The organism is Pirellulaceae bacterium (genome assembly GCA_029243025.1).
Lineage (GTDB): Bacteria > Planctomycetota > Planctomycetia > Pirellulales > Pirellulaceae.
Genome location: JAQWSU010000030.1, coordinates 293,294 through 319,043, shown reverse-complemented (window position 1 = coordinate 319,043; position 25,750 = coordinate 293,294). Strand labels below are relative to the sequence as shown.

The following is a 25,750-nucleotide window of genomic DNA, read 5'->3' as shown; positions in this document are numbered from 1 at the left end:
AATTCTAGTCACTGATTTTTTTCTAGGCACTCTGCCTCTCATCCTAGCAAGTGAATAGGGATCCATGAACGGGCCCAATTCCAGATTTGCTCGGTAAAAACTGACCCTACAGCGTTTCCCTGCCAGCTCGGACGGCAAGCGGGGCCCCCCCTTCCAGAGCCCTTCTCAGGGAAGTCCGGATCACCGTTTCATTGTACCTTTCAACGGTTTTTGATATATTTTTTAAAGTGCGTTTCGTGGGCAGAGTCCCGAGTTCGCGGATCCGCCGTGAAAGAAGCATCGTACCGAAGCAGGAGTCCACAGATGTTGAATATCTTGGGAAATGCTAGTCGCCGATCTGCTTTTTGTGATGGTGTTTCAAGAAGAGGATTCTTGAAGATCGGTGGCATGGTGATGGGCGGCATGTCACTGCCACAGTTGTTGCGGGCCGAAGCCAAGGCCGGCATTCAACGATCTCATAAAGCCGTAATCATGATATTCTTGCCGGGCGGACCTCCCCATCAAGATATGTGGGATATCAAGACCGAGGCGCCTTCGGAAATCCGCGGACCTCTGCAGCCCATTTCGACCAGCGTATCAGGAATTCAAATTTGCGAACTGTTTCCAAAGATCGCTCAGCGCATGGATCGCTTCGTGCCGATTCGTTCGATTGTTGGTGCGTCGGGACGGCATGCAGCATTCCAATGCATGACCGGTCGCCGTGAAACACCTTCCCCCAGCGGTGGATGGCCGTCGGTGGGTTCTACGCTTTCACAACTTCAAGGCCCCGTGGATCCGAACGTTCCCCCTTACGTAAGTCTTTGCTACAAGACGAGTCACGTTCCTTGGGGAGATCCGGGGCGACCTGGATTTTTAGGAGTGCCAAACGCCCCCTTCCGACCGATGGCAGACGGCAAAGAAGACATGATCTTAAATGGGATCACGCTAGAGCGTCTGCAAGATCGCAAAGGGCTGTTACACGCCTTCGACCGACTGCGACGAGACATCGACCATGCTGGAATGGTACGCGGCTTGGATGCGTTCCAGCATCAGGCACTCGATGTCCTGACTTCGTCAAAACTGATTGAAGCCTTGGATATTTCTCGTGAAGATAAATCGGTCGCCGAGCGCTACGGCACAGGCGATCCAAAACCACGGGCGGATGGCGCGCCGAAGATGGTCGAGAACTTCCTGATCGCCCGACGCTTAGTCGAAGCGGGCGCACGCTGCGTCACGTTGAATTTCAGTCGCTGGGATTGGCATGGTGGAAATTTCACGCGAGCCAAGCAGGACATGCCGATGTTGGATGGAGCCGTCACAGCACTGGTGGACGACCTGCACGAACGCGGTTTGGACCAAGATGTCTCGGTGGTTGTTTGGGGTGAATTTGGACGCACACCGAAGATCAATAACAATGCAGGACGAGACCATTGGCCCAACGTTTCCTGTGCCTTGTTGGCTGGCGGTGGTATGAAGACGGGACAAGTCATCGGTGCGACAGATCGTATTGGTGGCGAAGCCGTAGATCGCCCCGTCACTTTCCAAGAGGTCATTGCGACGTTATACCACAACCTGGGAATTAATTTGGATGCCACCACCGTGAATGATCTCACCGGACGTCCGCGTTATCTCGTGGACTCGGATGCAGCTCCGATTGCCGAATTGATTTGATTGCGATTCCCAACCGAATCGCGATTGAATCCTGTTCGTGCTATCGACGGGAAAAGAGAGATGGTCTTTCAAGAACGATTCCGCATCGCGACCAGTGGTCACCGGCACATGCAAGACATCACCGGCCAAGTGGCCGCCATTGTGGCTCGCAGTACGGTGCAGGCAGGCACAGCCCACGTCTTTAACGTTGGCAGTACAGGAGCGATCGGGACGATTGAATTCGAACCGGGGCTGGAGCGAGATCTACCAGAAATCTTGGATCAGCTGATTCCCCCTTCGCCAACCTATGGACACGAACAGGCCTGGCATGACGGCAATGGACATTCCCATTTGCAAGCGTCCTGGCTCGGTCCTTCGATCAACATCCCCATCAGCGACAAACGTCTAGTACTTGGTACATGGCAGCAGGTTTTCCATCTGGAATGTGACGTCAAACCGCGAGATCGCGAAATTGTCGTGACCGTAATGGGCGACTGACATCCGATCCGACGGCGAATTCCTGCCGCGATTTGTGGGACGGAATCTAATCTGTCAAACTAGTCATGAATGAATCCTCCTTTTAAACCAATGCAAAAGATCGGACCGTTACCTCCCAACATGATCCTCAAACCCATCAACCCCGTTTTACCATTGGTCATCCGCTGCACCGCCCACCCCGTTTCAATCTAATTCTGATGCAGTACGCCGCAAAGATTCGAATACCGATCCATTGCTACTTCGCCGCAATCTATTGTTGGTGCGCAATTGCGACTGCAGGCCCTCTCTGCGCAGCCGAAGTCCTATTTGAGCGCGACGTGATGGCGGTGCTTTCCAAAGCAGGCTGTAACCAGGGCATCTGCCACGGCAATTTGAATGGTAAAGGCGGACTCCATTTATCACTTCGAGGACAAAGTCCCGACGACGATTATCTTGCTTTAACCCACGAATTCTCTGGTCGTCGAATCAATCGTGTTGCCCCCGCCAAAAGCTTAATGCTGCTCAAGGCCACAGCACAAGTTCCACATCAAGGCGGACAACGATTCAAGCTAGACAGCCCGGAATACCAAACCTTGCTCAATTGGATTCAAGCAGGCCTACCTGTGCCCACTACGACATCCCCGACGCTACTCCGATTAGAAGTCACCCCCATGCGAAAATTCATTTTCGCACCTGCCCATGCGATTCAGCTTAACGTCCAAGCCGTTTTTTCGGACGGCGTCATCATCGATGTCACGCGCATGGCAACCTATGAATCTTCCAGTCTCGACACCACGATTTCAGCCGCCGGAAATGTCCAGCAATCATCGCACGGTGAAACCACAATTGCTGTTCGGTACCTCAATCAACAACAATCAGTCCGGCTTGCGTTCTTACCCAATCAACACGATTTCAAATCTACCGCTCCCGATCCGATTAATTTCATCGACGAGCACGTTTTCAAGAAACTTGAAGAATTGCAAATCAATTTAGGCGAGCGGGTGAGCGATCATATTTTTCTCCGCCGTGTCTATTTCGACTTACTAGGAATTCCACCGACAGCCGAACAGTCACAGGCTTTCGCCCAGAATCAAAATCCGCAGAAGCGAAATCTGTTGATCGACCAATTGTTGATTCGCCCCGAGTTTGCCGATCAATGGGCCTTGAAATGGTCCGATCTCTTACGTAACGAAGAAAAGGTGATGGATCAGCATGGCGTCCAAGTTTTCCACAATTGGATTCGCCAGTGTTTCGCTGATGGATTACCCCTCGATCAATTCGCGAGCCAGTTGATTGCCTCAACAGGTAGCACCTACGACAACCCTCCAGCGAATTACTACCGACCATTACGTGACCCACTGACTCGTGGAGAAACAACCGCAAGATTGTTCCTGGGCGTACGACTCGAATGTGCAAAGTGCCATAACCATCCATTTGATCGATGGACACAGGACGATTACTATTCGTGGGCAAGCGTTTTTGCTCGGGTCGACTACGAACTGGTTGAAAACAAACGAAGAGACAAACTCGATAAAAACGAGTTCAATGGCGAGCAACGCATCATCACAAATCCCACGGGGGAAGTCACCAACGCAAAGACGGGAGAGGCCGCCGAACCTCGCTTTCTTGGTGTTTCTCAAATCGCGCTCGACACGACTCAAAACAGATGTGAGCAACTCAGTTCATGGCTGACCGACCCAAGCAATGACGCGTTTTCCAAAGCCCAAGTGAATCGAATCTGGTACCACCTGATGGGGCGTGGCCTCGTCAACCCGGTCGACGACTTTCGCATTACCAACCCAGCCAGTCATCCCGGATTACTCAACACCCTGGCTGCCGACTTCACTCGGCACGAATACGACATTCGCCACTTGCTCCGCACGATCCTGAATTCACACACCTATCAGGTTTCGTCAAGCGGAGGCTTAATGTCTGAACTGGCCGAGCACAACTATGCTCGCATGTCGGTGCGGCGTTTGACGGCCGAACAACTCCTGGATGCTCAGTGCCAAGCTTTACAGACGGCGAGCAACTTTAATGGGTATGATGCTGGCACGCGAGCCGGGCAACTGCCAGGCGTTCAACGAGTTCGATTGCGAGAAAAAACACCTTCGAACGATGACCGTTTTCTCACGGTCTTCGGCAAACCCGCCAGAATCATGGCTTGCGAATGTGAACGCTCATCAGAGACGACCTTGTCTCAAGCCTTTCTCCTGATCAGCGGCGACGGCCTCAATCTACGTTTGACTCATTCCACCTACTTGCAGCAACTCGCAAACTCAGACATGGGTGACGCATCCCTTGTTGAGCGACTTTACTGGGCCACGCTCTCGCGCTCGCCAACAAGTGAAGAATCACAACAATGCATTTCCCAATTGACCCACGCCGCGAATCGAACTCTGGCAACTCAAGACCTTGCCTGGGCGCTGCTCAATTCAAAAGAGTTCATGTTTCGTCAGTGAACGCCCCATCGAGAAACCTGCACGATGAATGACCATTCACTATTTCCACCCATGAGCACGCGTCGCAGCATGCTAAAGATCGGCGGACAGGGTTTACTGGGCCTGACCTTACCTCGCCTATTACAAAGTGGGACGATCGCACACCATCCACCTCGAGCCAAATCGGTGATCTTTCTTTTTCAGTGGGGCGGCCCAAGTCAGCTCGATACGTTTGATATGAAACCCAATGCGCCCGAAGGTATTCGCAGTCCCTATCGAACGATTTCCAGCAGCGTTCCCGGGCAACCGATTTGCGAACTCTTGCCGAGGTTGGCTAAGCGGATGGACAAAGTCACGCTAATCCGAACCATGACGCACAAGATGAAAAACCATGCTTCGGCCGGCTACTACGCAATCACCGGACATGCGCCTCCGTCAGACGACCAACGACTCCGCGATTCTCTCAAACTTTTCCCAGCGTATGGCAGCATCGTAGATCGACTTGCCGCCTCAGAAGACGGTGTCCCTTCGTTTGTCTCTTACCCACACGTCATTCGCGATGGGTCGATCGTTCCTGGTCAGCACGCTAGTTTTCTGGGAAAGGCACACGATCCGCTCTTTTTCAAGCAGGACCCGAACGACCAAAACTTTCGTCTACCCGAGCTAAGCTTGCCTGCCGATCTTTCCATCGATCGACTCCAGCGACGTCGTGAGTTGCAACGTTTAATCGACCAGCAGACTCGTTATCTCGATCAGGCCGCACCGGCAGTTGGCTTTGATCAATATTACGAACGCGCACTCTCGATGCTGACCACCGATCGTGTGCGGCGGGCCTTCGATTTGTCGAGTGAATCGGAAAGGCTAAAAGATGCCTACGGTCGCACAACCTATGGACAAGGCTGTTTGCTGGCACGGCGATTGGTAGAAGCCGGCGTCAAGTTCGTTACGGTGTATTTCTCTGCAACAATCGGCGGACGACGCATTGGGTCTGGCGGTTGGGACACTCACGGCTTTGACAATTCAAGAATGTACAAGATCGTCAATAAATACCAGCTACCGATGACCGATCTGACCCTACCAACTTTACTAGACGACCTTGACAATCGAGGACTTCTTGATGAAACGCTCGTGGTCTGGATGGGTGAATTCGGTCGGACCCCAAAAATTAATAAAAATGAAAGTCGAGACCACTGGCCGCAGTGCTATACGGCTCTTTTAGCAGGAGGAGGAGTCAAACGAGGCTTTGCTTTTGGTGATTCGGATCGCTACGCCATGTATCCAGCCAATGATCCCGTTCGCCCCGACGACTTGGCAGCAACCATGTTTTATCTGCTTGGCATCGACCCAAAAACCGAAGTGTTTGATCGAGCGAATCGGCCGCTGCCGATTGCCAGCGGAGAAACCATCCGAGAAATACTGGCTTGATTCGGACAGAGCGACTACAACTCTTTTCTAAAGCAATCTCTTCAACTTAAAGGAGTTTCACAGAATGATCCGACGAATCGTTCCGTTTACCGTGGCCTTAGCGATGCTGTTGGCAAGCACGGCCAATGCCAACAGCCCCATTAAAGTGCTGATCTTGGATGGGCAAAACAATCACAATTGGAAGGCAACAACCCCCATGCTGAAAAGGGCCTTTGCGGATGGCGAAGGGTTTTCAGTTGACGTTGCCACCTCACCGCCCAACGGAGCGGACATGAGTAAGTTTTCGCCAACGTTTTCGGACTATGACGTGGTTGTTTCCAACTACAACGGCGACGCTTGGTCAAAAAGCACGCAAAAAGCACTCATCGATTACGTCAAAGACGGTGGCGGACTCGTGATCGTCCATGCGGCTGATAACTCCTTCCCAAAATGGAAAGAGTACAACGAGATGATCGGACTTGGCGGTTGGGGAGGCCGAACGGAAAAATCAGGACCCTACGTCTATTTCCAAGAAGGGCGATTTGTAAGAGATGTCAGTAAAGGCAACGGTGGCAGCCATGGCCCGCAACATGCGTTCCAAGTCATTGTCCGCGATGCCAACCATCCAATTACCGATGGTATGCCGCCAGCATGGATGCATGCCAAAGACGAACTGTACGATTCGCTACGAGGGCCAGCTGAAAACATGCGGGTTCTTGCCACCGCCTATTCGGCAAAGTCGGGAAGGCATGAACCCATGATGATGACCATCCAGTATGGTGATGGCCGCATCTTCCACACTCCCATGGGGCATTCTGACTTATCAATGAAGTGCGCCGGTTTTGTGAACACGCTCCAGCGGGGAACTCAGTGGGCTGCCAACGAAAATGTCAATTCTCCAATCGATGACGACTTCCCGAAACAAGATACAGTATCAATCCGAGACTATTAATTCGGCGAAGGACCAGCCAGCTAACGACTCGTTGACAATGGCTTGTCGCATCTCAAAAAATAAGCGCAGACAGCTCAAATCTCTGCGCTGATATTTCTACCGGGACATCGGCTCACTACCCATCCCAAGACTTAAGCCGTTCAACCAGTCCCAATACCTCTTGCCGCTTCCGTTCAAATATCGCAAACACAGCGATGATCACGACACCGGCGGCCACACAGACGGCATACCACAACCAGGTTTGCTCCAAATCAACCGCGGCGTACCACACAACAGTCAAAAGGGAAATCAACAGGAAGGAAAGTCCCAGAAACAGGAAAGCTCTCACTCGCATCATGATCCCGGCAAGAATGCCAGCAATTGAAAGACTCGCCAGAATCACCGGCAACCAAGGTGCTTTGCCAACACCATTGATGAAAATATCAGCCGTCGAAGAAGAATAGATCACGGCCGAAGCCAGGTAACGAATGGTCGACATTTGAGCATGAGTCAGTTGCTTTCGACTGATGTAGGCGGCAATCAAAACACAAACAGCACCGGGAATCAACCAGAGCTGCGGGTGCAACAAGAATTGGATCCGCATCGTGTTCTGCAGGAAATACCAGAGGCCGCCATTTGCCGCGAGGGCAGCCACGATCCCAAAGCCAAATGACTTACGCATCACCGCAAGCAAGGCATACGATACACCTACAATCAACATCAACACTGAGTAATCGGCCGATTGATCGGTAACCCAAAATCCGATCACGGGTAAAATGGGCAAAAGTGCGCCGGTCTTCTCGAGCGGTTGGGACAACACGGTCTGACCACAACGCCGAAACCATTCGCCCAGACCCACACCGCCGAAAGCGATCCCCATCACGACAAACGTCCAATATTCCTGGAAGAATCCGCTGAAAAGTGTCGGCACGGTGACACGAAAATGCAGGAACAGTAAAGCAATCATCGCCTCCGCCCCATACACATAGATGGTGCGGCGTTGGGCGGGTAGCCCCAGTGGATCACGGCCCGGAACAACCGCGGCGATGAGACAAGCGACTAGTGCGATTATTAAAGCTGCTGCTACCGCCAAAATGGCTGGCATCCCCATGTCGGTGACCCCGGTCTTCGCATAGTACCAGACCTCACAGCCCAAGATGCCACCAATCGATGCCACGCCAATTCCCAAGAGGAGCGGCACCAGTCGCCGAGCGGCCGCCGTCCAATCGTTCTCTCGCCGAATAATTTTGGCAAATCCGATTCCGTAGAAAACGGCCATTACCATGATCCCACTGGCGAACACAACCGCACGATTCAGCAACGTTGCTGACGGTCCCTGAGGATCGATCCAAGACCAACCAAATGCGATAAGTGAAATGACCCCGAACCAAAGAGACGAGTAACGCAATTCGGTCTCACGTTTACCTCGTGCCAGCATTCCCAACGCAAAAGCAATCGCACCAATCGCTTGACTCGTTGCCAAACGCAAACTGGGGACTTCACAAGTAAATTGTGTCCAGACCGCTAACGAACAAACAATCACAGCTAGGATTCCATTACAAGGAATGAGCCAAGCCTGAGTTTTCGCCCCAACTCCTGCGGGCCGAGGAATCCGCATTTGTTCGGCAACTTTTTTGATGCCCCCACGACGACTCCAAAGGTAGCTTGTCAAAAAGGCATAGGCAGCCAACAACAATGTTCCGCTCCAGATCATTGGATTGAGATGCTGATCGAATGAATCCAACAGGGTCGCCATCACCAAAAGCCCAGCCACATAACAGCAGACAATGGCGAACTGATTTTTCGGTCGCCACAGGCTGGCAAGGCTTGCGATGACCACCGCGACAAGTCCGGCTCCAACCGGCCAGGGATTCAGATTGAGCGGTGATTGGACTGCGTCCGCACACAATCCGATAAATACGCCCAACGCATAGAGCAAGATACTGAAAAACAGGCCAATCGCCTGAACCGTTGGCGCCTTACGCTCCACCTTCGCTGACCTGTGAAAGATAAAAACCCACAACATGACGGGAAGAGCGGCCGCGCACGCATTCACAAACAAAAATTCGACCAGCTGTTCCCGACCGCTTCCGCCCGTCAATTTGTACCCAACCTCGATCCACCAAAGAGAAACTGTCGCGTTCAACAGCAAAGCAGCCAAGTAGGCGAATCGATGTTGCTGTGTTTTTTTTGCTTGGATGATAAACATGGCAGAGGCGAACAGCCAAACGACCACTGACCACCACGGGCTGGCAGGATCCCCGAATGAACTACGAATCCCTAAGTAGGTAAGCACGCCGGCAACCGTCACCAGCCATACCGATAACTCGCCCTTCAATCGACCATTGGATTTACTGTTTCCTACCAAATCAATGGTGCAGCAAAGTCCACCCCATACCATGGCCATCAGCTGCAACACATGAAATGCGCGCCAACAACTTACCAATCTCACCGGGTCGTACTGATGGCTTGCGAGGGCCCCCATCGCCCCAACACAAAAAGTGGCGGCCAGTATCACCTTGACGGGAATTTCGCCACAAGCGACACGGACGTAGCTGAACACGAGGCCGATTGCCAACACAAGAGCTGTCCAGCCCCACCATCCAGCGGCGAGTTCAAGGGCAACGCCCTCGGTTGGCGCTAACGCCAACCGGGCAATCATCAGGACCAAGGGAATCAAGATGAATCCAACCCCCAACCCAACCTGAGTCTGATACCAAAGCTGCCGTTTCGATTGATCTCTCAATCCAACGTGACCGAGAGCAAGCCAACCGAAACCATAGGTCGATGCGACGATTGAGTTTAATTGAGCAATCCGCAACCACTGAACCAGATCGAATCCACTCTTCGCACCCGCCAAGAGGTAGGCGGCTGTTGCGGAAAAGTTCAGAAGCAAGCCAGCGGTGAGAGCGATCGTTCCGGATCGAAAACTGATGGCAAGACCAATCAAAGCCACACTCATCATCGATAGCGGAATCGCATACGACGCAGCTAACCCGATACTCGCAAAAAAAGAATTAGGATCCGGCCCCAAAATCGGGTGTTCCCCAAACGCCTGACCCACGACAAACAATGTGATTGCGGTGAGAGGCATGATCGAAATCACGGCCAGACTGCCGAGGATGCTCTGCAACGAATCCAATTCGGTCTTGATTCGCTGGATCGTCCAACTCACACCGATAACAATCAAAAACAATGCGGTTGTTCCCAGTAACCAGTTGGTTTGAGTTTCATCTGGCGGCCGTAAAATCACAGCGGAAATCGCCGCAAACACCGCCATGGCAAAGACAGGCACGGTCGAGAGTAAGGCCATGCAACCTAATGCGTACCACTGCAAACGCGGCAAGTCAGTAGGCTGGCATCGCCGATGGCGACTTGCCCATTTCATGATGGGTTGCCAAGCACACAGCAGCATGCTTCCCACGAGAAAATAGGTCGAAGAGCACCAACGCAGCGCCGAGGCAACAGCTACCGATGCCTCCCAATGAGGGGCGATTAACAAAGGAATTGTCGATGTCAGTACGATCAAACCGATAACGAGGTTTCCCAAACGGCGACGGTCAACAAAATCCCCAAACCGAGTAGAAATCAAAACAGCAAGCAGGACCCATGTGGGCCACACCTGAACCGCATGATGCGGGATACTGGCCAATTCATACGTCCGAAAATCTGGAACTATCCGCTCGGATCCAGCAAGTCGGGGAGTGAGCTCTTGCGCTGCCCCCGGCACCACACCATAAAGGGTCAACATCAGCAGGATGGCAGTTGAAAAACCAATAGCACAACCGTCAAACGACAGGAGCGACGGCTTCAGCGATGCTGCCAGGGTTGCACGCCAATCAGCTATTGATTCCCCTTCGCTGGCACGAAGCTTAATTCGCAAAACGATCCAACCCAAACCATAAGCGGCCAAAAAGATCGCCTGCCACTGCAAGCTGCTAGGATGCAACCAACCATGGGAAAGCGTGCCGTACCAAAGTTGATCCGTCAAATAGCCGTTAATCACGACCATACAGCCAATCGCAAAAGCAGTTTGAAAGACGACAAACAGCTTTCCAACCTGCTCGAGACCGGCAAGTATCAAGTAGACGATTGCCAACCAATACCAGTAGCCCGGCATCGGCGGGGTTTCTGGTTTAACGAGGTATCCGAACAGCCAGCTCCCCAACAGAATCGCAGCTACTGACGAACTCGTCACCGCCCAGATGGAAGCATAAGTCCGGGTTGTCACCGGGACGGATCCCGCAAGCCTCCAATTGGCCAGACCTCCGACAAGAACCATCACCGACGCATGCGACATAAGCGTCAACAAGGCGGGCTGTTGGTGCGTGCCGGGAAAACCACCGCAATAAAAACCCTGATAAAGAACGATTAACAACAGAGCGCCGCCGCCCACAATCGCCCCTGCTTGACGAAAAAACAGACCCGCCGCAAACAAGGCAAGCGTATAAAAGCCAATTAACCACGTCAGATGCTCCGGATCTCCTTGCTGCCCTAAACCGAAAACCAGCAGGATCGCAATACTAATGACCGCAGAGCCAACACTCACGATACCGTACCGGAGGGCGGTGGCTTGACCACCAAATTTGGCAATCAGGCCGCTGGCCAGAACACCCAACAAGGCGATCCCATTGAGAAAATGGCCAGTCTCCGCTGACCACAATTGATTGATCGTTTCTGTCGGTCCAGCTACCGTCCAGCTAAGCCTTCCCGTCGTGCAAAAGCTCAGCAGAACGGCTGCTGTTACGAAGAATACTGCTGCGACCAAATGGCAATCCGGTAGCCGGAGATCAATCGCCAGATACACCATCGCAAGGAAACCAATCACTGAAAGACAGATCATTAGCCCCGGTTGAGGCCAAGCTAACACCGCCCCGGCAACAAACACCATCAGAGCAGCAACCAGCAGAGTACGGCCCACAAGTTGCATCGCTGGATTTCTGCTGCCGGGATGTCTTGCTAAAGTCAATCCGACTGCAAGGAAAGGGAACGACGCAACGATCGACAATGGCGATAATTGCTCAAGTGTCGATCCGAGTTGCCCTGCTTTCACAAGGAATAATCCAGCAGCTGTGATTACAGGAAAAGCGAGCAGCCCTAGATGCTTCAATAACTCATTCGCCCGGCGCTCGGGGACGCTCGCTTTGTGTTGAAAACGACGTGCCACGGCAAAGTTCAAACAGGCAAACGGCAACAAACATATAGTCGATAAACCATACAACACCCAAAGCGAACAGGATTCACTGATGTGTCTTCGAATGAACAATTGAGTGACCGACGGGACCATGATGCCGATCAACAAGAGAATCGGCCAACGGGGAGTCACAATGCGCGCGGCCAGCAAAACCAATGTGGCCAGCAAAAGCGTTGACAAAGACTCCCCAGCAACTGTCACCAAATTGAGCGTTTGCGATGCATCCGTGAAGGCCGCGATCGCCAAAAAATTTAGTGGCACCAGCAACATGGATGTAATCAAGATACCCTGGCTAGTTGTCGGTAACCTCCAACGACGCGCTGCGTGGATCCCTACGCCAAAAAGTGCCGCAGTGACTCCATTCAACACGCCAAATTTAAGCAAAGGGCGTTCCGCGATTGCTGACCAAAAACTAATCACGAGAGCAACAGTGCCGGAAACAATCAGAAGCCCACCAACCAGTTCTCCCCAGCGAATATTCTTTTCTTCCATAAACGCGGAAAACCACACGCTCCATGGCTGGCGATCGGGTTTTTGTTCAATTCCAGGTTGGTCGTGACTTGCGTCAGCCTCCGATCGATTTTGCGCGTAGGCGGCCACGCGTTCCTGAATTGACGAAGCGGGTTCCGTTACTTCCGTCGGGGGTTCGGTTCCGTGAAAGTCGATGGGTTGCTGGGATGAAGTGACATTTGCCGATTCAATCGGGGCGATTGGTGACGAATCCGTCTCGTGCCTGTCTTGCTCACCGCCCTCAACCAGTTCTGCGACAACCGGCACCGTTGTGTCTGACTCAGATGTGGCCGGATTCTCTCGCGCACTCACGTCCGGCGAGGAATCCAGATTTATTGACATCTTTGCGGTTCGTTCCTGCAAAGCCGTCAGTAGCTGGTCGTAGGTCTGAGAATCAATTTGCTGATGATGCAATAACTCTTTCAGCATCCACCGCGTCACTTGGCTTGCACTCGCCCCATCATTGACTCGACCACATTGCTGGCAAACCCCTTCGACTGACATTGCCTTCTGGCAAACCGAACAGGTGACGCGATTCGCTGCTCGAGATCGTTTTCGCGAGCCTATATTAGCCGCTAACACGACAAATACGGCGAAAATCACGACAGCGACAGCTAACAGAAGAAGAAAAATCAATACATCCATGGCAGTTCACCGAACTGTGATGGGGGCAGGAAGTAATCGAAGGCTATCTGATCAGCCTCTACCACTAGAGAGCCTCTGCAAGACTGATCATTGCGCGCAGTTGGCGAATATTTCCAACCACACCGAAAGGAGTATCCCACGTCTTCGATGAGGAAATCAAGACAATCCAAACAAATCGCTAGACATTGAGGTTCAATCGAATGATTTCGGCGTAATCATCGAACTCGATACACCGTAAAAGCGACTCAAGGCGCGAATCCGTCTTACTTGGGTGCTGACAATGAAGCCGACAACTGCTAATCCCAATGCGTGGAACAGGTGGTAGTGGACTCCAACGGTCTGAATCGACCGTAACCCCATCAGCGCGGAATAAGCGATGATCGAGATGACTGTCGTAAATGCGACCAGCCTCGCACGGGCAAATAACCCAGACGCGGAAATCAAAACCGGGTAACCGATCAGCAAAGCGCCAATCGGCGGATGAGCCATCACCAGAATAAGCGTCAGCATAAAAAGGTCGACCGAGGCCCAAAGGTACTGCGTGCAGTTTGCCCACTTAGGATGATTCAGCATCTTTTGCAAACCAAAACAGAGCAGGAACCATGCAAAAAAAGTCAACTCGTGCTTGAGATGAAAGTTAAGATCCCCTCCTTGAAAAACGTAATAGAGCTGCAAGATTGATAGGAAACCTAAGATCGCAGTCGCATGCGTTACCAAGACCGGCTCTCTACGCCACCAGCGCCGGATTGATTGGGCCAAATCATCCGAACGTTTCTGCAACGGTTCTTCACGCAAGAAACTTTGAAGATCTTGGGTTACCGCAGCCACAGAAGAATAACGACGTTCGGGGTTTTTCTCCATGCATTGCAGACAAATCATTTCGAGTGATTTTGGAATTCGCCGATTGACTTTGGTCGGTGGTACTGGATCCTGATCAAGCAACTTGAGTAACAGATCAATTTCATTTTCGGCCTCGAAGGGCTGCTTTCCTGTGAGCGTCGTGTACAACAGAGCTCCAATCGCATAAACGTCGACCAATGGTGCCAGGTCGCCCACCCGCGCCGAGGCTTGCTCAGGCGCCATAAAAGCAGGAGTACCCAAGATCTGCCCGGTCATCGTTAACTGATTGTCTTCAGTCATTCGTTTGGCCAAACCAAAATCAGTCAGGTGGGGATCTCCCTCATTGTCGAGCAGAACATTTGCTGGTTTGAGATCCCGATGAACAATGTCCTTCGAGTGTGCATAAGCTACCGCCTGAGCAATCTTCAATATTAAACAAGCCGCATCGCAGGGTTCCATCGGACCTTCTGCAAGCCGAGACGCAAGCGTGCAACCCTCGACATACTGCATCGAGAAAAAATGAATCCCCTGACGCTCACCCACTTCGTAAATTGATACGATGGCAGCGTGATCAAGACTGGCTGCTGCCTCCGCTTCCAAATGAAATCTCGCAATCTCCTCCGCCGTAGCGAACTGACCTGATTTGATCATCTTCAAGGCCACAATCCGGTCTAATGAGGACTGGCGCGCTCGATAGATAACCCCCATACCCCCGCGATCGATCTCATCCAGCAACTGATACTCACCAAACTCGGCAAATATTTTCATGAAATCCGTTTCCGCAGATTCCCTCGACATAGCCGAATTCGCGGAAGAGGTGCGACGATGAAGTCGTTGCGACATCGCCTCCTCTTGTATCACCTCACTCCCGCGCGCCATCATTTTGTCGTGATCGTGAAAAAAGTCGCGAAGCAGGTCAGCAAACTCCGGATAGCTCTTGAGCAATTGCTCGCGATCAGGCTGTTCCTTGCTCTCCAATGCCAGCAAATAGTCGGCAAGTATCGCATTCAGCTGTTGATTACTGGAGTCGCCCGTACCTGCTGATTTCATGACTCTAATAGAACACCCGCTGTGATCACTCCGCTGCAAACTGCAGATGCTCCCGCAGTTTCTTTAAACCCCGGTGTAATAATCCGGCAACTGCCGCCGGGCTTCGCTCCAATTGATCGCCAATTTCCTTCAATGTTTTGTGCTGAAAGTAATGCAAAATCACCGCCTCTTGCTGAGGATCGGGTAACGACTCAACGGCCTGAGCAAGCTCCAACAAACTTTCCGATCGGGCAACTTTTACACTGGGTGTCGATTCGTCGCTGGCAAGCCAGCGTTCCAGACACAAGGAAGAATTGTCCAAACCCGCCTCGAGCGATCTTTCACGATTGATATCACGCTTCTCGCGAGTGAAGTCTCGGGCCGTATGCGCCAGATTCCGAGCTAGGATCTGTCGAAGCCAAGCCGCCATGGCAGCGGGAGAATCGCCACGAAATTGATCGATCGCACGATGGGCCTGCAGCATCGTTTGCTGAACCAAATCCGACGCGTCTACTTTACGCGCTAAACGAGGATTCAGTTGCATGCGTGCCAGCACTCGCAAATAGGCACGAAACTTTTCTAGTTCCAAGTCGTTGGATGAGGATTCGTCAGACATGCTCTAACTTTTCAAAGATAAGTCGCGACCGACTTCCGATTGTCGCATAATCGTCGAAGACGATCCATGCCGTGGAGTCTACGCCCCCTCGTCCGCCATTTCCCCACCCAAGATTTCGCGTTTGTGTTGGGACGAGCCCCCGCCAATCGCAGATGCCGAAATAAGAAAAATCAGGGAAACCTCGATAAATCCCGAGACATCCAACGAAAAAACCGTACCGACCAGAGCGTCGATACGGTTCGCTTACATCACGAAACTAAAGGCATGTGCGGCTTAGCGCAAAAACTGTTGGCACCAGTAGACGCGCCCATTTGAACCTCGATAGGCAGCCGCACCAATCCGACTGTAGCCTCCCGAAAGAATGTTGGCCCGATGCCCCGAAGAATTCATCCAATCTTGGACCGTTTCCGTGGGAGTGTGTTGCCCAAAGGCAATGTTCTCACCGACGGGAGCGGAGGTGTGCTGCAACGAAGTTCTGCGGGCCATCCAAGCCGTGTGGCTTCGCGCTGACTTCATCAAAGACGGATCAGTCACTAACGATGGCAACCCATGACGAGAACGTTGGGCGTTGGTGTGAGCGATGATCTGCCGCTCGACCTCTAAGAGTTCAAGATCGGCAGCAAAGCCCGTTTGTGACATCCACACCAGTAATCCCGTCAAGAAACATGCACTACAAATCCTCTTCATCACGACTTCCTCTGCAAAAACCTATTCCTGTTCCATGTGATCTGACCAAACAAAGCTGATCACTCGAGCGGACGAGTTTAGCGAAGCCAAGAACGAAGGCAAGGGGCGCAAGAAAAAACGATTGCAGTAAGTTTGCGGACCAGAAGTCTCTGGCAACCAAAAGATGCTAGACCGAGCAACGGAACAAAGTAACAAACCATTTGGCAGAGGCGATTTGCGAATCATCAAAGTGGCTCGATAACGCAAAGTGCTTGACTTTGATTTTGAGACTCTGTGACACTCGCCAAGTAAATATTTCCCTTTCTCTAGCCAAAGATTTCCGCGACCGCTCCACCCTCTTGGGGGTTGTTATTTTCATTTGATTTGCTCCGCGCAGATTTGGTCGCCGCTGATCAACCTGCGGAATAAACACAACCTGTGTCACAAACAGTTCATCAAGACTACGGCCATCTAGGGCGCGGATAAATTTCGATCATGGCGAATCGGTTTTCCATCGTGGACAACGACCGGATCTGCAACGGTCAACCATGCACCCGGCAGCACAAAGCAGAAAAGTTCCACCGTTCGTTGAAGCAACGAGAGTGTGACATCGGCCGCCGGATTAAATCCTGCACTGCAAGCACGTAGCCCCTTGCGTCCTCCTGTAGTCCCCACCCCTGGATCGAGATCGCTGCCAACTAAACAGGAGGCATCGCACACAACCAAAGCAGAAACGAAAGCTAAACACCAAGAGATAGCGCAGCGAGATAATTGATACCGTCCGAGGCGCCCACTTCAACAACTGCCAGCACCTTAACGACGAACAACAAAGAGAACGACCGACGTTACGATAGCCGTTGGTTTGCATCTTATTGAAGTGACGGTGCGTAGGCAGTCGTGCGGACAACACTTCCAAAAACTCTGCCGATATCCAAAACGCAAAGAAACTTCCAATCCAATTTAAACGCACGGCATCCCTGTAGAAATCTGGATGTCTTGGCTACGGAGCAAGAGATTCTATTTTGCGTCCTACAAGATACGACTTCTAACCGCCAAAACAGACAACAAGATAGATGTACTGAGTTGGAAGTTTCTCAGTGACACCCAAGTTTCGGAAAAATCAACATACGCCGCGACGGCGCAGCGACAAACCAGGGTCAAGACAACAGGCAGTGTGCGACTCTTTTTATAACTGGAAGCGTTGCAGTAAAAGGCATTCAAGGCCGAGCGACGCGAATTCGCGACTGACGGGTCAGGTCAACCGCTTGGCCGCGATCACGATGGGTCGAGCCGTTAAGATTCAGGGTCAAAGAATTTCGGTCTTCGATCCAACGCGTTCGCTCGGCCTTGAATGCCCTTTTCCTACTCTGTCAGCGTGGTAAACCCATTCCCCAGCGCCCGTCCCATTGTTGATAAGGATCGCGGTGGTGCACTGCACTGCACTGCTTTTCCAACTGCTTTTCCAACTGCCACAATGGGGCCTGCAGTAACCGGATCTTGTTGATGCTCAGCGGGGATCAACCGGTGAACTGGATTGCGGTTAGTCGGATTCCATAACAGGTCTGACAATCCTGACAACATCGGTAACGTTGACCTTCAACCTGAAAGACACGCCCGCCGGTCGAACAATTCCTACCTTCAAGACGACTACCGGGCTCACAACAGGCTCCCGCCGACAACCAGGTCGTAGCTTTCGTCCAGTTGTCGCCACCTACGAGGAATGTCATAAGGACCTTTTTGCAACTCACGATCCATCGTCACAATCGTCGGACCGCACGTCATTTCAACACCCGCTCGCATCGCAGCCGTTTGCCCAAATCCAATGGTCAATTGGACCACCTTAATAAGCCCTTCCCCAGCACACAATTGCGCTGATCCATTTCGAGTCGCATCCGTACTTCCGTCATCCACGAAGATCACTTCGCAACGATGATGGAGTTCTCACAACACTGTTTTGATCTAACGAAAAATTCCGTAAATACTCTTCTAGTCATTGAACAGCGGTACGACAATCGATAGATCAATTGCACTTGGGCATTTGTGGTTGGTCAACCCGCGATGTTTCGCCCAGAATTAAATCATCGCCCATCTCTTTGTAAACGCAGTTTCCATCGGTCAATGTCTCCTGGTTCGACACGGACGATGCGGTCGCCTGTGCCGCTTCCAGCGTCGCAGTCAACCCTTGATCAATTCCGCGTCTTGGCGACCATCCCAATCCGTCCGTTGCGGCACTTACATTGTATTTCCGAGTGGCCAACGCAGATTGCAATCGATAGATCGACAACGACGGAGACCTCCCAAACAATCCAAATAACGTTTGCACACAAAAGCCCAAGGAGTAAAGCATGAAGCGGGGCACATGAATCGGCTGCAACGCATCTCCTGTCAATTCACAATACTGCTTTGCCATCTCATTCTGACTCTTGGAATCTGAATCCACCAAGTGGAGAATCGTTCCATCCGTAATACCTTTATCCTTCGACAACAAAAGCGCATCCACCAGATCTTCGACATCGACCAGTGGCACTTCAAGCCTTCCATCACCGAACATGATCAGCCTTGATCCTTTTCGAATCCCCACCCCATAAGAGATTAAGGCAGCGCCTTCACCAATCACTTCTCCAGGCCTGAGAATTACAGCCGGCAAGCCAAATTGACGTACAGCACGGGTCACGATCACTTCGGCGTTGAGCTTAGTTTGCGTGTAGTGGCCTCGTTTTTCCGGTGCCTTTTCTAACGGACAATTTTCATCAATGGGTGTTTCATCCTCTCGAATCGCTTGCAAGACGCTGAGTGAACTCATGTAGACCAACTGCTGAACCTGATGCTTGAGGCAGCTGGTGACAACGTTTTCTGTACCCACCACATTACCCCGCACAAAATCGACGGCCGCCCCGTGCAGAACGCCGCCCGAGTGAAAAACGATTTCCGTACCCTCAACAGCTCGGTCGACGGCAATCGGGTCACCCAAGTCGCCTAACACAACCTCCACGAGAGGATGATTCCGAAGATGCTGGGGTGGGGGTCGGCGTGTCAGGATTCGAATCGGCTGCCCCGCTTCCAACAACCGATCAAGCAAGTGAGATCCGATCAATCCTGTAGCACCAGTCACAAGCGTCTTCGCAATTAAGGGACGAGCGTATTCCGCTTGCAAGAGTTCCTTTTGCTGATCGGCGTCAGCCGCAATCATCTCCGACCAATATCCGATCCGTCTTGCATCCTCGGGCCCCACCAAAGGCGGCTTTCCGTCTCGAAGCCGGCTGTAAAAATCACTCACCATTGACTGCAGGCCATGATAACGTCGGATCTTTTTGGTGACGATCTTGGCCAGATTCCAGGGAACTTGGCAGCAAGTGTTGGCTGCTTCGGCAATGGCATTGAACGCTCGCTGCGGATGCTCCGGCAGTCGCCCCTCGCGCTTTGTTGTCACCGACAGCCCAAAGCGATCCACCTTGATCGTGCCTTTCGCCCCATGGATAAGAATGAGATCTTGTAGCGGTCGCGAATTCCAAGAGATGCGAAGATGCGCCGAACCTTGACGACAGCGAGCCATCGCCTGCCACTCATCAAAACACAACGTCGGATCATCGCCTTGATGACCCATCATCCATTTCACATCGATAATGGGCCCCAGGAATGCTTCGATTTGATAGAGGGCGTGGATACCCAAATCTCGAAACGGGTAACCACCCACCGCATACATCTCCGGCAATGGCCCCCCTTCATAGAGCGGATAGTCTTGAGATCGAATACATTCCACCGAGTGCACGACGCCAATCCGACCGCTCGCGACGATTCGACGTGCTTGCAAGGTGAAAGGGTCGAGTAGCAACGAATGATCGACCCCGACGATGCCACCATGTGTCTCAGCCGCACGAATGATCGCATTACAATCACTCACGCAAGTCGCCATTGGTTTTTCCACAAACACATGGCAACCTTTTTTCAGTGCCTGCACTGTCAAATTGGCATGGGTTTCTGGTGGCGTCAACACATGGACAACATCGCTCTCCGCCAACAATTCGTTCAGCTGCGCGTACACCTTGGGCAAATGGTATTGCTTGGCGATCGTTTCGGCTCGCTTTATTAGAAAATCACTGATTCCGATAATTTCAACGTCATCCAGACGTTGCAACGCTTCGATGTGGAACGGACAAATATGTCCCGCACCAACAATCCCAACGCGAACGGTTTGATTCTTATTCATTTCACCTGGCTTTCGGTCAAGATCTCAAATCTATCCAGCAACGACGGACTGTCTTCACACAGCCAGTCAATGTTCTTTCGCAATGTTCGTTTCAGACGGTATTGATCACTCCACTTAACCGGACGTTGCATCACGCAATCGTGTATACGACGAATGCGTTGGTGTGCTTCACAAACCGCAATCAAATTAGGATCCAGCGGTGTCTCAGGGAAAAAGCCCTGCAGAAAGGCCGCCTGCAATCGCGTCACTCTTCGAGAGCTGAATGACGGTGCGTCGCTTTGACTCTCAAGATATATCAACATGCCCAACAAATCCGTCAACTGACAGTCGTGTCGAAAAGCAAAAAAGTCGAACACGATGAGGCGATCCTGATCCATCATCAGATTCCATGGGCCAAAATCCCCGTGGCAATTGGCGACGCCAATGGGCCCGTCAATTCGCCTTACCCAAGACTCGATTTTCCGAAGCGTCCGGGAACGAAACTCAGTCGGCAGGGCCGCATCGCATTCGTCAATGATCATCTGCAGCCGATCGTCACAATGGCGCAGCGTCGCATCCAAGACACTCTTGTCATCGCTAAATTCTTGATTCAACGATTGAAAACATCTTAACCAGGCGCCACTTTTACGGAAGACGTCGAGTGCATGACCAATCGCATTCCGGCTCGCCGTCAAACGAAGAGCTGGAAACACAGTCTCGACACTTACTCCCGACGTATAATCCATCAGGAACGAGTTCGAGTCAGGGAATACGGCCCGAGGCTTCGGAACGCCGAACGCACGATTCGAGGACAATGTTCGATGCATTCTGCAGAGCGCGTCATATTCGACTTGGGCCGCGTTACCCCGATGCCGGAAGAGTCGATTTTGTTCGTTGTCGACAATTCGTTTGCAGACCAAGTGTTCATCGCGATCGGCCAGCGTCACCTTGAGTTGATAAATCGTCGAACAGTTGCGTTTTTCTGTGGAAAGCAAATCGGTCTGTTTCGGAGCCTGTTGAAACTCGCGATCACACCACCGCTGCAAGTCAGCAAATAATGCAGGTGGTAAATTCGATGTGGATAAACAGGTCACAGCGTCTGTCCCAACTGACCCGCATCATCGCAGTCGGCAATGCTCTGTTCACAGAACTGCAGAGCCAACCCACTAAAGGCTGCGATCCACAACCAATTGAACCTTAGTCCATTGTGCAACGAAACACCAAACAAGATACTCAACCCCAAACCCAACAAGCACATCTGTGCAAGGTGGACATAAACCTCAAAGGCCGACGCCGACTGTTCAGCCGCGAGTAACCGCAGTCGACGCGTCATGCGAAGAGTGGCCAAGATCATCACCAAGAAGGCAGTTCCACCCAGCACGCCGGTCTCACCAAGAATCTGGCCGGGCAAATTGTGGGCAACTAGGCCAATGCCATCCACGTAGATTATCCGATAGTCGCGAAAATTCCCAATTCCCACGCCGAGCAGAGGTCGATCTTGAACCATCTGCATGGCTGCCAGAAAACCCTCCCAACGTCCACTGGCCGACGCATGAGCGTTGGCCGGCCCCGCATTCTTATCCCAAAGTGTGCTCAGCCTTTCCTTTTGAATAGCGGGGGTGATCAGCCAAAGTATCGCCACAGCCATCATGCAAACGAAAACAGCCCGCATCGGTTTCACGGAACGCTCGCTAAAAGCCACAGCACCCACCAGAAAGGCAACGATCCCAAGCATGCCGGCGCGACTGTTGGTTTCCCAAACTGTCACGATTGCCAAAAACGGATAACTGCTAATCACCACACCGTAGCCCCAACGCCAACCGGCACTCCATTGCCAAGTCAGCGGCTTCCGACTTCGCAAGAGAAAAAGCCACAATGGCAACGACAACACAACAGACATCGCTAATGAATTCGGTTCCCCATAGGTTTCTTCAATTCCGAGGAGGCGAGTCACGCTTTGCGCATATTCATGGCGACCGTGAACGTAGAATTCCCAAAGAGATTTCGTCAAATACACAAACATCGTTCCGACGTAGGTCATGATCAGCAAGAACAAGTCTCTGGGGGCACGACAGACGGCCAACATTAAGAAATAAACCAAGACAATCGCCAAATACTGGTAAAGCCAATGCCACGCCAAAGCGGACTGCCACGCATTAAGGGCCGACAGGGTCACAGCTAACGCAAACGCGATGACTGACACCGTCTGAAGATTCCAGCGAGGCATACGACCGGTCATCAAAACTACGCTGATCATCACGACGGCGTACATGCGTTCGAAATGCCAGGCCCCAAGTGAAGGAACCAATATTTCCCAAGGTCGAATCAAGAAAAGTACGATGTAAATCGAAACAAGCCAAAGCCCGATCGATCGTGACCAGCGTCGATTTTCCACGACCGCAAAGTCATCAGCACCGATTTCTGCATCTACGTCCGACGCTTCATCAGCGAGTCCACCCATGGGCAAGACCTGCGTTGACAACTCGCACTGTGGCAATGAGGTATAGGAACGAGACAATTCACTCATTTTGTTACGGTCCGAAGTCGGTGGCCAGTCAAAACATCATGAAACCCATTCAGTTCTGTGGGCCAAAAGAATCGCGACACCAACAGCAGGGGGACTAACAAACATCCACAGGCTCCACGCGCTGCAAGCGTCAGGACTGTTGACTCAAGATCCACCAGTCGACTTAATCCAAACAGCATCGCACAACAAATCGCCAAACACGCGATTCGACGGAATTCAAAGGGAATCTTATACAGCCGTTGGCTCACCATCAGGATCAGGCTGACTCGAACAGCGCCCCCCACAAAGGTCGCGATCGCCCCGGCCAAAATTCCGATCAGGGGCAACAAAACAAGATTGATTGCAACCATGGTGACGAGTGAAACCATCCCAATCCACGTCGCCCAAATTGTTTTCCGACCGTAATACATTCCCACGGAAAAATGATGTTCCAATCCCAACACCACGTAGGCGGCAGCAATGATTGGTACAACTCGCCATGCATCCCAATACCGATCGTTAATCACCAATCGAAGTAAATCCTCAATCACCACACTTAACAATAGCGCAACTTGTGCGGCAACGAGTGTTGAGTAGGTACACACCCTCGCGAGAATCCGCTTGACTTCTCCCGTGTTTTGCAAGGCCAACTCCATCCGCCTGGGACGCCAGAAGGCGTTGAATGGGACCGTGACAAAACGATTCACGACGACACCAATCCGTTGCCCTGCGGCAAAAAGGCCCACCTGGGCAAGCACCATCACAGGATCGCCAACAAGCATCCAACGAATCAACAGAGGGTTTAAATAATTACTGAGTTGCAAGGTAACGACTGAGGGCACGAGGGGTAACCCGAAGCTCAAAAGCTGCTTGAGTTGCTTCCAGCTTGGTTTCGCACGTGATTGAAACAGAATCACGACGGTGAGCAAAACAGCGATGGTCGCTTGCACAATCAACGTGGAATAAAGAATGCCCCAAATGCCTTGCCGCCAAAGAACGACAAACAAGAGATTTAACGCCAAGGACATTACTACCTGAAAGATTATGACTGTCGTAAACAGTCTGGAAAAATAACGCATACGCAAGTAGGCCAAACCGATTTCTGCAAGCATCGAGAGCCAAGCGCTGACGAGAGCTAATCGCAAGTAATTCACGTACTCATCGCTGATCCCCAGCATCGAATAATAGCTACCCGCCAACAGAAGGATGACTACCATCGTGGGCAAGCTGATTAATGCCGTGCCACAAATCACAGTAGCCACCAGCTGTCGCCGCTGTTTTTGGTCGCTCGTTTCGTAATAAAACCTCACCATGCTCTCGCCTACACCCATTGCGAGAAACATCATCGTGATTGACATGCAGACATCGACGAGCGACATGACACCAAAATCGGCGGGCGAGATAAAACGCGTATAGATCGGAATTAGCAGAAAACCAATCACCTTGGACAATGCCGGTCCCAACAAATAGACTAGCGAATGCTGACCTGCGGAACGCAATTCAGTGCGTAGATTGGGGCTAGACAAGAGTCTCTTCCTGAACTCGCTTATTGATCGAATGCGAGCGACCGAATTTCTGATAGAACAACTCGAAACGATGCGTCATCGCAATGAGCGAAAATCGATCCACAACGCTTTCGCGCGCAGCAACTCCCATTTGAAATGTCTCGGTAGGATGATCAATCATGTCGCCCCATGCATCCGACAAGGCTCTCGGATCTTGCGGTGGCACCAATCGCCCGGTGCGACCGTCCTCAATAATTTCAGCATTTCCACCGACGCGACTCGCAACGACGGGACGACCTGCCGCCATGAATTCAAGCAACGCATGTGGCAACCCTTCGGACAACGAGCAAAGCGTGCCGATCGACATTTGACCGATCAAATGCTGAGGGTTGGATACATGACCGTGAAATACAACCTGTCGGTCAATCCCCAGATCAAGAGCCAATTGTTCCAACGCAGGTCGCTGATCGCCATCGCCGATCACGTGAAATGAGAGACTCCGACGTGTATCAAGCAGATGTCGTGCCGCGCGCAGAAAGGTGGCTACATCTTTGACGGGCCGAAGATTTGCCAATATACCGATACGAAGCGATGCTTGTTCCCGCATCACCATGGGTGGAATTTGACGCAATCCCGCTAAGTCAATTCCATTGTCCAGGACTACGATCTTCTGAGGCGAGGACCACTCTTGCTCAATTGCTGCTTGCCGACAAGCTTCGCAATTGGCGATGGTCAAATCAACCCAACGACGCATCATTCGATGCAACCACAAATCGGCTCCCTTGAGCCAATAACCAACATCATACTTGGTTTGCACAACTCGGGAAACATTTGCCAATCGAGCAACGGGCACTCCCAAGTAGAACGGATCAGCGTGATGTACTTGAACCACATCGACTTGGTGGTGCCGCAAAAAACGAAACAAACGAGATGCTGCGGAAACGGTTCGAACCGTCTTGAGGTTTGACAAGCCTAATCGCAGGACAGGGCAATCGGTGGGCTCAAGCTGACGGGAGTCAGGCGAATCACCATCGACGACACAAAGCAGTGGCTGAACACGCTGACGGTCAAGTCGTTCGATCAGACGTAGAATCCACAGTTCGGTTCCAGCTCTGAGGAGATTCTCGATCACAAAGCAAACGCGAACGGTTTGTGCAGCTTGACCGGACAT

15 protein-coding genes are annotated in these 25,750 nt (G+C 51.9%); 5 read left to right on the top strand and 10 right to left on the bottom strand.

Features of this window, described 5'->3' with window-relative positions; genetic code table 11:
- Positions 1–303 precede the first annotated feature (303 nt).
- The 5 genes from P8N76_13880 (at position 304) to P8N76_13860 (ending at position 6,903) form a co-directional block, all read left to right on the top strand.
- The gene (locus tag P8N76_13880; GenBank protein ID MDG2382755.1) at positions 304–1,650 is read left to right on the top strand and encodes a DUF1501 domain-containing protein; all 1,347 of its coding nucleotides are present in this window, start codon (positions 304–306) and stop codon (positions 1,648–1,650) included.
- A gap of 60 nt (positions 1,651–1,710) precedes the next feature.
- Complete coding sequence (locus tag P8N76_13875) at positions 1,711–2,127, top strand: secondary thiamine-phosphate synthase enzyme YjbQ (GenBank protein MDG2382754.1); 417 nt, start codon at positions 1,711–1,713, stop codon at positions 2,125–2,127.
- Between the two features lie 197 nt (positions 2,128–2,324).
- A complete protein-coding gene (locus tag P8N76_13870; protein MDG2382753.1) occupies positions 2,325–4,568 on the top strand; it encodes a DUF1549 and DUF1553 domain-containing protein in 2,244 nt (747 codons plus the stop codon).
- Between the two features lie 24 nt (positions 4,569–4,592).
- Entirely contained in the window at positions 4,593–5,972 is a 1,380-nt protein-coding gene (locus P8N76_13865; GenBank protein ID MDG2382752.1) for a DUF1501 domain-containing protein, read from the top strand.
- A gap of 64 nt (positions 5,973–6,036) precedes the next feature.
- Positions 6,037–6,903, top strand: a complete 867-nt coding sequence (locus P8N76_13860; protein ID MDG2382751.1) for a ThuA domain-containing protein — start codon at positions 6,037–6,039, stop codon at positions 6,901–6,903.
- 115 nt (positions 6,904–7,018) lie between these two features.
- Here P8N76_13860 and P8N76_13855 read toward each other — a convergent pair whose 3' ends face one another.
- The 10 genes from P8N76_13855 to P8N76_13810 all read right to left on the bottom strand — a co-directional run bounded on the left by P8N76_13855 (position 7,019) and on the right by P8N76_13810 (position 25,750).
- A complete protein-coding gene (locus P8N76_13855) occupies positions 7,019–13,231 on the bottom strand; it encodes a hypothetical protein (protein MDG2382750.1) in 6,213 nt (2,070 codons plus the stop codon).
- 192 nt (positions 13,232–13,423) lie between these two features.
- Positions 13,424–15,121, bottom strand: a complete 1,698-nt coding sequence (locus P8N76_13850) for a protein kinase (GenBank protein ID MDG2382749.1) — start codon at positions 15,119–15,121, stop codon at positions 13,424–13,426.
- A gap of 25 nt (positions 15,122–15,146) precedes the next feature.
- A complete protein-coding gene (locus P8N76_13845) occupies positions 15,147–15,716 on the bottom strand; it encodes a sigma-70 family RNA polymerase sigma factor (GenBank protein ID MDG2382748.1) in 570 nt (189 codons plus the stop codon).
- Between the two features lie 273 nt (positions 15,717–15,989).
- A complete protein-coding gene (locus P8N76_13840) occupies positions 15,990–16,403 on the bottom strand; it encodes a CAP domain-containing protein (GenBank protein ID MDG2382747.1) in 414 nt (137 codons plus the stop codon).
- A gap of 1,635 nt (positions 16,404–18,038) precedes the next feature.
- Complete coding sequence (locus P8N76_13835; protein MDG2382746.1) at positions 18,039–18,302, bottom strand: glycosyltransferase; 264 nt, start codon at positions 18,300–18,302, stop codon at positions 18,039–18,041.
- Between the two features lie 100 nt (positions 18,303–18,402).
- The gene (locus P8N76_13830; GenBank protein ID MDG2382745.1) at positions 18,403–20,589 is read right to left on the bottom strand and encodes an NAD-dependent epimerase/dehydratase family protein; all 2,187 of its coding nucleotides are present in this window, start codon (positions 20,587–20,589) and stop codon (positions 18,403–18,405) included.
- Positions 20,586–21,662, bottom strand: a complete 1,077-nt coding sequence (locus tag P8N76_13825) for a hypothetical protein (protein ID MDG2382744.1) — start codon at positions 21,660–21,662, stop codon at positions 20,586–20,588. The genes P8N76_13830 and P8N76_13825 overlap by 4 nt, the downstream gene beginning before the upstream one ends.
- Positions 21,659–23,095: an O-antigen ligase family protein gene (locus tag P8N76_13820; protein MDG2382743.1), complete on the bottom strand. Its 1,437-nt coding sequence runs from the start codon at positions 23,093–23,095 to the stop codon at positions 21,659–21,661. Before P8N76_13820 ends, P8N76_13825 begins: the two co-directional genes overlap by 4 nt.
- Entirely contained in the window at positions 23,092–24,600 is a 1,509-nt protein-coding gene (locus tag P8N76_13815) for an oligosaccharide flippase family protein (GenBank protein MDG2382742.1), read from the bottom strand. The genes P8N76_13820 and P8N76_13815 overlap by 4 nt, the downstream gene beginning before the upstream one ends.
- Entirely contained in the window at positions 24,593–25,750 is a 1,158-nt protein-coding gene (locus P8N76_13810) for a glycosyltransferase (GenBank protein ID MDG2382741.1), read from the bottom strand. The genes P8N76_13815 and P8N76_13810 overlap by 8 nt, the downstream gene beginning before the upstream one ends.